At 33.0% G+C, this 12652-nt stretch carries 13 protein-coding genes; all 13 read left to right on the top strand.

Going from position 1 to position 12652, the window contains the following annotated elements; translation table 11 throughout:
- Positions 1-207 precede the first annotated feature (207 nt).
- The 13 genes from Q0822_RS01240 (at position 208) to Q0822_RS01180 (ending at position 12417) form a co-directional block, all read left to right on the top strand.
- The gene (locus tag Q0822_RS01240; RefSeq protein WP_186844088.1) at positions 208-810 is read left to right on the top strand and encodes a hypothetical protein; all 603 of its coding nucleotides are present in this window, start codon (positions 208-210) and stop codon (positions 808-810) included.
- 52 nt (positions 811-862) lie between these two features.
- A complete protein-coding gene (locus Q0822_RS01235; RefSeq protein WP_186844087.1) occupies positions 863-1432 on the top strand; it encodes a hypothetical protein in 570 nt (189 codons plus the stop codon).
- Between the two features lie 11 nt (positions 1433-1443).
- Positions 1444-2376 carry an NAD(P)-dependent alcohol dehydrogenase gene (locus Q0822_RS01230; RefSeq protein WP_186844086.1) on the top strand — a complete coding sequence of 311 codons (933 nt, stop codon included), beginning with the start codon at positions 1444-1446 and terminating at the stop codon, positions 2374-2376.
- Between the two features lie 54 nt (positions 2377-2430).
- Positions 2431-3285: an alpha/beta hydrolase gene (locus tag Q0822_RS01225; RefSeq protein ID WP_186844085.1), complete on the top strand. Its 855-nt coding sequence runs from the start codon at positions 2431-2433 to the stop codon at positions 3283-3285.
- 7 nt (positions 3286-3292) lie between these two features.
- Positions 3293-4276 carry an alpha/beta hydrolase gene (locus Q0822_RS01220; protein ID WP_186844084.1) on the top strand — a complete coding sequence of 328 codons (984 nt, stop codon included), beginning with the start codon at positions 3293-3295 and terminating at the stop codon, positions 4274-4276.
- Positions 4277-4486: 210 nt separating this feature from the next.
- Entirely contained in the window at positions 4487-5740 is a 1254-nt protein-coding gene (locus Q0822_RS01215) for an alpha/beta hydrolase-fold protein (protein ID WP_186844083.1), read from the top strand.
- 281 nt (positions 5741-6021) lie between these two features.
- Positions 6022-6597: a hypothetical protein gene (locus tag Q0822_RS01210; RefSeq protein ID WP_186844082.1), complete on the top strand. Its 576-nt coding sequence runs from the start codon at positions 6022-6024 to the stop codon at positions 6595-6597.
- 132 nt (positions 6598-6729) lie between these two features.
- Positions 6730-7557 carry an alpha/beta hydrolase-fold protein gene (locus Q0822_RS01205; RefSeq protein WP_186844081.1) on the top strand — a complete coding sequence of 276 codons (828 nt, stop codon included), beginning with the start codon at positions 6730-6732 and terminating at the stop codon, positions 7555-7557.
- 229 nt (positions 7558-7786) lie between these two features.
- Positions 7787-8473, top strand: coding sequence for a DUF4386 domain-containing protein (locus tag Q0822_RS01200; RefSeq protein WP_071339919.1), 687 nt, complete (start codon positions 7787-7789; stop codon positions 8471-8473).
- 131 nt (positions 8474-8604) lie between these two features.
- Entirely contained in the window at positions 8605-9687 is a 1083-nt protein-coding gene (gene trpS, locus Q0822_RS01195; protein ID WP_222611298.1) for a tryptophan--tRNA ligase, read from the top strand.
- Between the two features lie 27 nt (positions 9688-9714).
- The gene (locus tag Q0822_RS01190; RefSeq protein ID WP_186844080.1) at positions 9715-10569 is read left to right on the top strand and encodes a type II CAAX endopeptidase family protein; all 855 of its coding nucleotides are present in this window, start codon (positions 9715-9717) and stop codon (positions 10567-10569) included.
- Positions 10570-10755: 186 nt separating this feature from the next.
- Positions 10756-11655, top strand: coding sequence for an MBL fold metallo-hydrolase (locus Q0822_RS01185; RefSeq protein ID WP_186844079.1), 900 nt, complete (start codon positions 10756-10758; stop codon positions 11653-11655).
- A gap of 54 nt (positions 11656-11709) precedes the next feature.
- The gene (locus Q0822_RS01180) at positions 11710-12417 is read left to right on the top strand and encodes a CPBP family intramembrane glutamic endopeptidase (RefSeq protein ID WP_186844078.1); all 708 of its coding nucleotides are present in this window, start codon (positions 11710-11712) and stop codon (positions 12415-12417) included.
- The last annotated feature ends 235 nt before the right edge of the window (positions 12418-12652 follow it).

Genomic DNA, 12652 nt, shown 5'->3' with positions numbered 1-12652 from the left:
ACAATTATGAAATTAATTAAAAGTAAAAAAAGGAATTAGACTTGCAATTGGCATAGTTTCAGGAGTATTATTAGGCGTATTAACCTCAAACATAGCTTTGTGGCTTCCCATTGGAATTACCATTGGCGCAGCGTTAGAATACTCAAAAAAAAAATTAATGTATTAACTAAGAATACGAAATAAATCATCAATCAAAAACAAACAATTATGAAATCTATTAAAAAACAAATCTTATCAAGAATGGCTTGTGTAGCCTTTACATTATTATCAAGTATAACCTATGCACAAAACACAAATTCAGAAACAACAACACAAAGGGATGGTTTCATCTTCGAATTCGTAGTAGGTGGTGGCATTATCAGCATAGAAGATAGTGCAGGTATTCAAACCTTTGACAAGGCTCAAGGAACCTTTGTTTTTCCAGATCTAAAGTTTGGCTATATGTTAAACGAAAGACTTGCTATTACTGCCTCTTTACCAGGAAACATCTACGAATTTCAGGACAATGACAGAAATTTTGGAGCATTTATCCCATCTGTACAGTATTGGGTAAAAGATCGTTGGTGGATTCATGGTGGAATTGGATTAGCCATAGACTCACCTGCACTATATGATATTAAAGACAATGTAAATGACGATTGGAATTTTGGTGCCGCTGTTATGGCAAGCACAGGTTATGAGATTTACAAAAAGAAAAATTTTGCGCTCAATATTCAGTCTAAATTGGTGCTTGGTAGTGTGTCTTTAGATGGAGGTGCGGATAGAGATGCCGTAATCTTTAATGTAGGATTAGGGTTCAGCTGGTTATAATGTTGAATTTGACTTAAACACGAATAGAAAACTAATTTTTAATTGAAACATTATGAAACGTACAATAATAATATTAGCGCTAATTATCTTTTCCACGACGATTGGTGTTGCTCAAACAACAAGTGTAGAAAAATCAACATTCGGATTACAAACTGGAGTTTTAGGAATCTGGGCATATAATGAAGCAAAACTATCAAATACTATAGCACTGAGAATTGAACTTGGTTTTGATTTTGGTATTTGGGAATCTACGTTTTACGATGATTATGATTCTCCATTTTTGCTAACACCTGTAATAGTTATGGAGCCAAGATTCTATTACAATCTCAAAAAACGCTCAGAGAACTCAAAACTAATTGAAGGAAATAGTGGCAATTTTATTGCTTTAAAAATGGGTTATCATCCAGAATTGGCGCTGTTCAATACTGACGATGCTCCTGTGGTGAGTGATTTTTCTATCATACCTACTTGGGGAATTAGAAGAAATTTAGGCAAACACTTTAATTATGAAGCAGGTCTTGGTGCCGGATTTAGCTACACATTTGCTAAACGTGCTGGTTATTTAAAGAACAAAAGTGAACTGGAATTAAATATGCACTTGCGAATAGGGTATAGGTTTTAGCAAAAACAATTATGAAAGCAATAAAATGTCTAAAATATGGCGATGTAGATAATCTGGTGCTAGGTAATGTTGAAAAACCAACACCTAAAGCTAATGAAGTACTTATAAAGATACGTGCTACTTCAGTTACCACAAGCGATGTTCTTATTCGGAGATTAAATGAACCTTTGATCTCTAGATTTATACTTCAACTCATATTTGGTTTTGGTCGTCCAAGGAATCCTGTGTTGGGAATGGTATCAGCTGGAATTATTGAGGCTAAAGGCAAGGAGGTGACAATGTTTGAAAATGGTGATGAGGTTTTTGCCTATGGTTCTATCTCGCCTACTAAACGTCGTTTTGGTTCTTACGCAGAATATATTTGTTTACCAGAAGTTTGGAATCTAGCCCTAAAACCTATAGATCTTAGTTTTGAGGAAGCTGCAGCAATCCCTTATGGTGGCTTACTTGCTTCTCACTTATTAAAAAAGACGAGCATAAACAAAGGCGACAATGTTTTAATTTATGGAGCGTCAGGAAGTATAGGTACAATGGCGATACAATTGGCGAAGTATATGGGTGCTCATGTTACAAGTGTATGCAGTAGTCGAAATTTTGAATTAGTAACCTCTTTAGGAAGTGATAAGGTGATTGACTACACAATAGAAAATGCTGAAAAACAATTAGAAACATATAAATATGTGATTGATGCTGTAGGCAATTCGAAATCATCGAAACTAAAAGAAATGAGCAAAAAAGCGTTGACTTTGAATGGCAAATATATATCCATTGATCATGGGACTCCATTAACTCCAAAAGAAGCTTTTTTGAATTTAAAAAGGTTAGCCGAACAAGAGAAACTTAGACCTGTTATTGATAGAGTATATTCTTTAGAAGAAATGGCCGAAGCTCACAAATATGTGGAGATGGGTCATAAAAGAGGAAATGTGGTAATCACTATTTAGTTGGACTATAGATAATCTCAATCCATAAATCATTAATAAAAAAACGAACAGCACATGTTTTTTAAATCACAAGAAGGTAAATCAAAAATTTTAAGTCTTTACAATCAAAAGTTGAATGAGCTGAATATTGAATATTCAGAAAAATTGATACAGAACCAATTTGGGGCTACTAATGTTATAATTACTGGGGACACTAAAAACCCTCCATTAGTGCTGATTCACGGCACAGGTGGTTGTGCACCACAAATTTTAGATTCGTTTCCAAATCTAAGCTCTAAATATTGTGTTTATGCAGTTGATGTCTTAGCCCAACCCACCAAAAGTGCTGAGAATCGATTAGATATGAAATCTTTGGATTATGGCAAATGGTTGGTTGAAGTCATTCAGAAGTTAGACCTTACGGCAGTAACATTGGTTGGGTTTTCATTTGGTGGATTTATTTCTTTAAAGACTTTAGAATTTGATGAAACCCTTATAAAAAAGGCGTACCTCATTGCGCCAGTTTACATCGTAAACGGTAACCCTTTTACAGGATTGTTTAAAATGTTTATACCCTTAAAGAAATTCACAAAAACGAATAAAAGTAAGTATCTCAAAAAAGTCATGAATGTCCTCTTTAGTGAAGCCGATGATTTTGCTTTTCAATTCATGGGGACTACGTTTCAAAATTGCAACATGGATTTTTCGCCGTTGCCGGTTATTTCAAAAAATTCAGCAAAAGAAATTAATACACCAATTACCATTTTCGCTTCAGAAAAGGATATCCTGTTTCCAGGCAAAAAAATGGTAAAACGCGCCGAAAGAGTTTTTCCGACACTAAGCGAAACAGTATTACTGGAAGGTTCAAAACATGTCCCGAATGCTAAGAATTTTAAAAAAATAGAAGATTTAATTATTGATAAAAACTAACATTGAAATGACACAAGAATTTAAATTTTCAAATTTTCCCAAATCCAATATAATTTCAATAAATGGAATTGAGTTAGAAGTATTTGAAGCAGGTAAAGAAAATATGGGTAATCCAATTGTACTTTGTCATGGCTTTCCCGAACATGCTTTCTCTTGGCGCTATCAAATACCAGCGCTTGTTCAAGCTGGTTATCATGTCATTGTTCCAAATCAAAGAGGATATGGTAATTCATCGCGCCCTAAAGAAGTAACGGCATATGATATAATCCATTTAACAGGTGATTTAGTAGCTTTACTTGATTATTACAACTACAGAGATGCTGTTTTTGTGGGACATGATTGGGGTGCAAATGTAGTCTGGAACTTGGCACTATTACATCCAGATCGTGCCAATAAAATTATAAATCTTGCCTTGCCTTACCAAGAACGAGGTGAAAAACCATGGATTCAATTCATGGAAGAGCTTTTTGGTGAAGAGTTCTATTTTGTTCACTTCAATAAAAAACCCGGAGTGGCAGATGCTGTGTTAGATAACCATGCAGAAAACTTTCTTCATAATTTATTTCGTAAAAATGTACCTCTAGCGCCACCAGAATCAGGAATGTTAATGATGAATCTTGCCAAAGCTGAAAAACCACTTGGTGAGCCTATTTTGAACGACGATGATTTGTCTGTATTTGTGACGGCCTTTAAAAATTCTGGATTTAATGGCGCTATTAATTGGTATAGAAATCTAGACCGAAACTGGCACTTAATAGCAGATATAGACCCAATCATCAAACAGCCTACACTTATGATCTATGGTAATCTAGATATGATTCCAAAATTTGAAAGGCTCCAGGATTTTGTTCCTGATTTGGATATGATTTGTTTGGATTGTGGTCATCATATTCAACAAGAATTACCACAAGAAACTAATCAATCAATTTTAAAATGGTTGACAAAATTTAATGGTTCACAAAGAATTGAAAACAAGAATGGTAATTTATAGAGAGTAGGATGAATTGAAATAAGCAATTTTGAAGGTCTCGCTTTCGCGAAAGCGGAAACTATAATAGGTATGAGTTACTTAAGAAACAGCTTAGAAAACACAGGATTTTAATTCCGAGTTTATAAAGTGTTAGATTTGCTAACTTTAAGTAGAGAGCTGTAGATCTCTGGGCATCAATAAATTAAATATAAAATTAATTAAAATAATAAAATGAAAAAACGATTAAAAATAGTATTAACAATAGGGCTACTTATTGTCTTTCAAGAAATATCGGCACAATCAAAGTTGATTCAATCGAGTGAATTTGAAACTGAAATTATTGATACCGTATATTCAGAGACATTGAAAGAATATCGAGAGTTTTGGGTTAAACTCCCTGAGAATTATAACCCAAATAGTAGTGTAAAATATCCTGTTGTTTATTTGTTAGATGGATTTTCTTTGAAAGAAAATTTAGAAGCAGTTTATGACAATTATTGGGGACATTATTTGCCTCATATGATTCTAATTGGAGTTTCTAACAAAACTGACAGGATACGGGACTTAACTACTTCACAGATTAAAATGAGACGTGGGCAGGCAATGGATAAAGAAACTGGCGGTGCTGAAAACTTTACCCAATTTATTGGAAGAGAATTAATCCCATACATTGACAATAAATATCCCTCTTCGCCTTACCGTACCTTAATTGGCCATTCATATGCAGGACTGTTTACGATACATATGCTGGTTAATCATAAACATCTCTTTCAAAACTATATAGCCATAGATCCAAGTTTGGATTGGGACGACCAAAAATTATTGAAGGAGGCAAAAGAAAAGCTGAGTTCAGAAAGTTATAATGGCAAATCTCTTTATGTGTCTTTAGCAGCAGAACAGCTACACATGTGGGATGAAGAAATAACCATGGAGAATATTATGGACGACACTTCAGAATTCACTTTGTTTACACGTTCAATCATTGACTTTTCAACTTTTGCGACCTCTCAAAAACAGAGTGGATTAAATTTCTCATGGAAGGTGTACAATGAAGATTTACATGGTACTGTTCCGCTCCCAACGATGAGAGATGGATTGATTTTTCTTTTTAAATGGTACCAGTTTCAATCTCCACAAAAATATAATAATCCTGAAACAAAAGTAGAAGAATTGGTTAAGCTATTGGAAAAACAAGAAGAAATCTATTCAACTCATTTCGGTTATCCCTTCCCTCCAATGATTGAGGAAATGTTTAGTGGCTATGGCTATATGAATTTACAAATGGGGCAACCTGAAAAGGCTTTTATATTTTTCAAATCGAATATTGATTATTATCCCAACAGCGCAAGTGCCTATAATTCAATGGCAGACTATTATGAAGCTCAAAATGATATTACTAATGCACTAAGGTTTGTGCAAAAAGCTGCTGAATTAAGTAATGACGAATACTATAAAAACAGAATTCAAGAACTAAAAAACAAATAACAAAGGCTAATATTTTGTTTAACCCGCATTATGCATTAGAACTTTGTGATGAGAATCAAAAACACAATAAATCAGGATGTTAGATTTGAAAAGCATAGCACCGCTATGGTTAGAGAAGACAACGAAACGAAGTGGCTGATTTGCAGTGTTTTTGGTTCGTAATAGATTTTCTAATTCATAATGCGGGTTTAAGTAATGCCAAAGTAGAAGTCTTATAGGAAACTACCAAGCAATCTGCCACTACTCCTACAATTTATCGTTAGCACTTATTTGAGAAAAAAATGAAACCATTAATAAAATTCATAGAAAAGAATATTTCAGGCAAAAAGGTTTTAGGACTTTTTATCTTGACCAATCTTGTTTACACCTTTATGCTGACTGTTACAATTCCCAAAACAATGAAATTCTCTAACGGAATGAAATTGTTGGATATGATGCCAACGGGATATGATTTGAATTATGTCAATGAATTATTCACTTCGCTTGGAGAAAATGGACGTTTGACGTATCTAACCAATCAAATACCTGTTGATATGATTTACCCACTGCTATTTGGACTTTCTTACTGTCTGCTAATGGGTTATTTCTTGAAAAAATTGAACAAATTAAATTCCCCATATAGTTATCTCTGCATAATACCAATAATTGCCGGAATTACAGATTATTTGGAAAATATCGGGATTATCACAATGCTAAAAATCTATCCCGAATTGAAAGAATCTGCAGTGTATACAACCAATATATTTTCAGTTATAAAAAGCATTTCAACAAGTATAGTTTTTATTGCATTCATAGTAATCTTAATAACACTTGGAATTAAAGTATTAAACAGAAAAAAAAGTGCTAACACCGTATAAAATTAATTGCTTGTATTAGCCAATTTACGAAAGTCCTCGCTGACTTTCTATCTGTGATTTATTTGTTAAATCAGGTGCTTAAACACGCAACTGACCTTATACAAAACCCTTACCAAACATATAAAACAAACTATGAAAAATTTGACATTTGTAATTTTATATATTCTTCTTTCAGGAGTACAAACCACATTTGGACAAAATGAAACAGATATTATAGTAGGAAGTAAGTTCGTTATTAAATCTAATATTTTAGATGAAGAAAGAACCTGTTTAATAAGTCTTCCTGATTCATACAATAATTCATCTGAAGTTGATAAAAAATATCCAGTTATCATATTATTGGATGGATATACTCATTTTAAAACAGCATCTGGAATAGTACATTTTATGAGTTCTAATAGGAATCGAAACAATTTAATGCCTGAAAGTATTATTATAGCCATAGAGAATGTTGACCGAGAACGAGATTTTACAGTTACAAAAATTAAGACCAAACGACCGAATAATATGGGAGGTGGAAGGAATTTTTTGAATTTCATTGAGAAAGAACTAATACCTTATATTGATAAAAAGTATAAGACAGAAGCGTTTAGAACTCTTGTTGGGCACTCTTTAGGAGGACTACTTACACTAAATTCCTATATGGATGAAAATAGCGTATTCAATGCTTACATTTCTATAGACCCAAGTATATGGTGGAATGAGGAGATGATGAAAAACAAAGTTGATTCTATTTCCTCAATATCATTAGATAAAAAACTTTATATCGCTACTGCCAATCAAGGAGAGGCTAATTACGAAAGGAATAAACAAAGACACGACTCTCTCTATACTTTAATAACAAAGAAATCGGATAAACCTCTAAATATCGAAATAGAATATTTTGAAAAAGAAAACCATCGCTCTGTACCATTAGTAGCTTTATACGAAGGGTTAAAATATATTAATCAAGAGGAATGATTTCGAAGCTGGTAATATCAACAAATACGTTTGGTAACACCGTATATAATTTATTGCTGGCTTTTTGCCTACTTGCGAAAGTCTTTGCGGACTTTCTTGGTCGGTAATTAGTTGCTTAAAACACGCAACAAACCATATACAAACACGTTGTGTGCCATTAGGGCAAAACTGTAACAATTAATCTTTTACAGAGTCCGAATTAGTATAAAATAATAAAAATAAATAATCTATGATTGCAAATACAGAACAGAAAAATTTAATTAAGACCGCTAGAATAACTGGCTTATGGTATTTAATGATGGCTATTACAGGAATTCTAGGGTTTATGGTCTTTCATTCTCAAATATTTGTGTCTGGTAATCCTGAACAAACGCTAACAAATTTAGTAGAATTAGAATCTACAGCAAGAATTAGGTTGCTATTAGAATTTGGTATAGTAATTTCTCAGGCTCTTACCGCAGTTTGGTTCTTCAAATTATTTAAAGATAATTATGAATGGGAAGCTTGGACTCTAGGTATATGGGGAATGGTAAATGCTTTAGCCATTATGATAAGTGCAATTTCAATCGCCTCAGCAATAGGTATTGCAAATTCAGAAATAAGTGCTATGGAAGACAAAGTTTTACTAATTCAGGTTTTTCAAAATATTATTTCGAATGCTTGGGGTATTGGTGGCCTATTTTTCGGGTTATGGCTATTTCCAATGGGATACATAGTTATCAAATCTAAAAGGTTGCCTGTTTGGTTAGGAAGAATAATTATTTTAGGTGGTATAGGCTATCTAATTTCTACAGTTATACACTACGCAGGAATTGATTTTAGCTTCAATAGATTTCTAACTCTACCTGCAACCATTGGAGAATTTTGGATGATAGGTTATTTACTAATTTTTGGCATAAGACCTAGCTATAAGTAATTGCTTTGCTCTCCTACTTCTGAAAATCCTCACGAATTTTTAGTTTGGTTTATACTTGCAACGTTAAGTGATTATTCACGAAACTACTCATAGCCGAAATCGTTGTGGGTAATGAGAAAAATTGAACTTTCTTGAATAAAAGTAAACAAAAAATGATTAATAAAAGTTTTGAAAAAGCAAAAGAGCGAAGCAAATTATTAGAAAATGATTTGTATAAGAATCCTCAAAAGTACCGCGTATTAACGGGAGATAGACCTACAGGTAATTTGCATCTTGGACACTATTTTGGCTCAATTATAAACCGATTAAAATTACAAAGCTTAGGAATTGAGACTTATATTTTAATTGCTGATTATCAAGTGTTGACAGATAGAAATGTTTTTAATGAAATTTCAAAATTCACCTATGAACTAACTTTGGACTATTTAGCCTGTGGATTAGACCCTGAAAATTATAAAACTCATATTTTTCCACATAGTCATATTCCTGAATTAAATCAACTAACTATTCCATTTCTGACATTAGTTTCCAGTTCAGAATTAAACAAAAATCCAACTGTTAAAGAAGAAATTACTGCTTCAGGACTGAGAAATATTAATGCAGGAATGTATATCTATCCAGTTCATCAAGCTGCTGACATTTTGTTTTGTAAAAGTAATGTGGTTCCTGTTGGAAAAGACCAATTACCTCATATAGAATTAACTCGGAAAATTGCAAAGCGCTTTAATACCAAATTCAATAAAAATATTTTTACAGAACCAGTTGCACTTTTTACTGATACCCCTACTATTCTTGGGTTAGACGGTATTCAAAAAATGAGCAAAAGTCGCAACAATTCAATTATGATAAAGTCAACAGCTGACGAAACAGCAAAACTAATAAAATCTGCCAAAACTGATTCAAGTCGTTACATATCTTACGACCCCGAAAACAGACCAGAGGTTTCCAACTTACTTAAGTTAGCTTCCTTATGTTCAGATAAAAGTCCATCCGATATTGCTCATAAAATTGGCGACCAAGGATCAGGAAAACTTAAACAGCTAACAGAAGAAGCCATAAACACATATTTTGAGCCTATTAGAAAAAAAAGAATAGAGCTTGAAAAAAATAAAGATTATGTCAGGGATATTTTGCTTAAAGGTATAAGTAAGGCGAGAGAAACAGCGATTGAAACGCTGAGCGAAGTCACTGAAGCAATGAATATGAAAATATAATGGCACCATAAAAAAAAACTACTCATCATGATAAAATCTATAGAAAATAAAAAACAAACCTGGATAACAATATTCTTATTTCTGGGTCTTGTATTTGCTCTTACTTCACCATTCCATTATGCAATAGTTAATTTATATCCATCACGAATATATGTTGGCGCTATCATGTGGTGTCCTGCAATAGCTGCATTTATTACCTTAAAAATAAGAGGTCGTAAGATTTCATCTCTAAATTGGAATTGGGGAAATTGGAAATATATACGAATGTCGTACGTTATCCCAGCCTTATATGGTATAATCACTTATGTGCTTATTTGGATTTTCGGTTTTGGAAATTTAGCCAATAGCGAAGACATTACAGAATGGGGAAAAGAACTTGGCTTATTTGGCATAGGCACTTTAAGCCCAACATCAATAACTATCATAGCTATAATGTTGTTAGCAACTATAGAGGTTATTAGAGCCTCTGCAACAACATTAGGGGAAGAAATTGGATGGCGAGGATTTTTCATCTATGAATTAAGAAAGGTTCTTTCATATACTGGTGTATCAATTTTTAGTGGATTGATTTGGTCTTTTTGGCATTGGCCATTGCTTGTTTACTATAGTAACAATGTCCTATTAGAATTTACAACGTTCACTGTCGTAATTGTTTCTATGTCACTTATTATGACGTATTACACGTTTAAATCTAAAAGCCTATGGCCAGCTGTAATATTTCACGCAGTAAGCAATGTATATATTCAAAAAATATTACCTGAATTAACCATTAAAAATGAAGGAACGGAACATTGGCTTGGCGAAAACGGAATTATGTTTGCAATTGTGACTTGTGTTTTTGGAATTTACTTTTGGAGAAAAGCAATTAAAGAAAAATTATAAATAAAAATACAGTGAGAAATACCGTGTATAATTGCTTGCCAGTTCGCTGCGCTCGTTTCATTGCTAGTTCTAGCCTACTTACGAAAGTCCTCGCTGACTTTCTATCTGCGATTTATTTGTTAAATCAGTTGCTTAAATACATAACGAATCATACACAATCACATTAAAGCCAATATAGACCAACATATGAAAACAAAAATCACAATCTTACTATCAGCACTAATTCTGATTTTGTCATGCCAACCATCAATCGAAGACACTGTTGATTTAAATGTTCAAAATTGGATTCATGGTTCTGAAAACTGTGAAGATAATATTGACCCACCAATTCAGGTCGTTAAGTATAATAGCAATACTTATATTTTACGCCAAAACAAGTGTACAAATTACGAAGCACCTTTTATGTTTCTGTTTTTTGGTGAAAACAAAGCGCTATTAATGGATACTGGAGCTACTCAAGAAGATGATATTTTTCCGATTTATGAAACTGTAAATAGAATTGTTAACGACTGGTCTAAAAAGAATGGAGTGGTCAAATTAATTGTTGCGCATACTCATAAGCATGGAGACCACTTTGCAGGCGATGGACAATTCAAAGGAAAACCGAACACTTCTGTAATAGACCTTGAGGTTAAAGATGTACAAGATTTTTTTAAGATTTCAAACTGGCCCGAAGAAATTGTAGATTATGATTTAGGAAATCGTATGATGAAAATAATACCAATTCCTGGACACCAAGCTTCTTCAATTGCGGTTTATGATACTTCGACTAAAATTCTCTTGACTGGAGACACCTTTTATCCTGGTAGACTATACATAAATGATTGGATTGCTTTTAAAATGAGTATTGAAAGACTTGTAAAATTCACCGACATTAATGAGGTTTCAACCATACTTGGAAATCACATTGAAATGACTCAAACAGCTGGTGTTGATTACCCCATGGGAACTATCTACCAGCCTAAAGAACACCAACTTCCGTTAAGTGTATTCACATTAAAAGAACTTTCAAGTGCTCTAACAAAATTAGGAGATACGCCGACAAAACAAATTCATGATAGCTTTATAATATATCCAGTTAATTAAAAATACTGACACTAACAAAGACGTATACAGCTCACAACTAATTAGATAAATGATATGGAACCACAAAAGAAATACTTTAATATTAAAATACTTGTAGAAATAGCAATTGTATTCCTAACTATATTGAGCATAAAACACCTTGCGGATTATTTCGACGTAATTGGTGCTGGCTCAATAGCAATTTGGTGTGGTATTATAGTTAGTACGATTTTCATGAAACAAAAAAAAATAAACTGGAAAGAGCTTGGGCCTAAGATTCCAAAAGGCACAAAAAATTGGATGATTAATATATTGATAGCACTTGGCACTGTAATACTAGTTTTTTCAATTATGGGACTAATTGTAAAACCAATATTGGAAAGCTTTGGTCTAACGAACCCAGCAGGTGTAGCTGATAGATTTGCCTTTTTTATGGGAAAACCTCTTGTTTTTATAGGTTACCTAATTACAGTTGTTTGGTTTGGTGCAGCCTTAGGTGAAGAATTGTTATTTCGCGGATATTTACTAAATAGATTGGTTGATTGTACTGGAAATAATACATTGGGAATAATTATAGCATTAATTATACATGCTGTAATATTTGGAATGTTACACATTTACCAAGGATTAGCAGGTGTTATTGCCACTGGTTGTATTGCCCTTATATTTGGTTCAGTCTATTTTATAATTAAGCGAAAACTTTTTCCTATAATAATTGCACATGGAATTATTAACTCCTTCAGCCTTATTGGATTATACCTAAATAATGGCGTTGTAAGTTAGAGATAAAGAATTGAATAAAACTTAAGCCAACAAAGATGGATATAAAAAAGAGGAATCCTCTACTGAGACTATCATGAAGAAAGACAATCTTTAAGTCATGAATTCTCTTGTCTTCAATCTGTAAATTTTCTTTTTAGTAATTTATCCAAGCCTCATATATTCCATAGCCTAAATTCTTAAAATTAATAACAAACGCTTATCTCTTCTTATTCGCGCTCATGTATTTCTTTTTTCT

Origin of the sequence: uncultured Winogradskyella sp., from assembly GCF_947496485.1 — a bacterium.
GTDB lineage: Bacteria > Bacteroidota > Bacteroidia > Flavobacteriales > Flavobacteriaceae > Winogradskyella.
This window is presented reverse-complemented; position numbering and strand designations above follow the sequence as displayed.

Bases quoted from the DNA above. Each gene is read 5' to 3' on its own strand.
- Q0822_RS01240 (WP_186844088.1), top strand. From the start codon at position 208: ATGAAATCTATTAAAAAACAAATCTTATCAAGAATGGCTTGTGTAGCC.
- Q0822_RS01235 (WP_186844087.1), top strand. From the start codon at position 863: ATGAAACGTACAATAATAATATTAGCGCTAATTATCTTTTCCACGACG.
- Q0822_RS01230 (WP_186844086.1), top strand. From the start codon at position 1,444: ATGAAAGCAATAAAATGTCTAAAATATGGCGATGTAGATAATCTGGTG.
- Q0822_RS01225 (WP_186844085.1), top strand. From the start codon at position 2,431: ATGTTTTTTAAATCACAAGAAGGTAAATCAAAAATTTTAAGTCTTTAC.
- Q0822_RS01220 (WP_186844084.1), top strand. From the start codon at position 3,293: ATGACACAAGAATTTAAATTTTCAAATTTTCCCAAATCCAATATAATT.
- Q0822_RS01215 (WP_186844083.1), top strand. From the start codon at position 4,487: ATGAAAAAACGATTAAAAATAGTATTAACAATAGGGCTACTTATTGTC.
- Q0822_RS01210 (WP_186844082.1), top strand. From the start codon at position 6,022: ATGAAACCATTAATAAAATTCATAGAAAAGAATATTTCAGGCAAAAAG.
- Q0822_RS01205 (WP_186844081.1), top strand. From the start codon at position 6,730: ATGAAAAATTTGACATTTGTAATTTTATATATTCTTCTTTCAGGAGTA.
- Q0822_RS01200 (WP_071339919.1), top strand. From the start codon at position 7,787: ATGATTGCAAATACAGAACAGAAAAATTTAATTAAGACCGCTAGAATA.
- Q0822_RS01190 (WP_186844080.1), top strand. From the start codon at position 9,715: ATGATAAAATCTATAGAAAATAAAAAACAAACCTGGATAACAATATTC.
- Q0822_RS01185 (WP_186844079.1), top strand. From the start codon at position 10,756: ATGAAAACAAAAATCACAATCTTACTATCAGCACTAATTCTGATTTTG.
- Q0822_RS01180 (WP_186844078.1), top strand. From the start codon at position 11,710: ATGGAACCACAAAAGAAATACTTTAATATTAAAATACTTGTAGAAATA.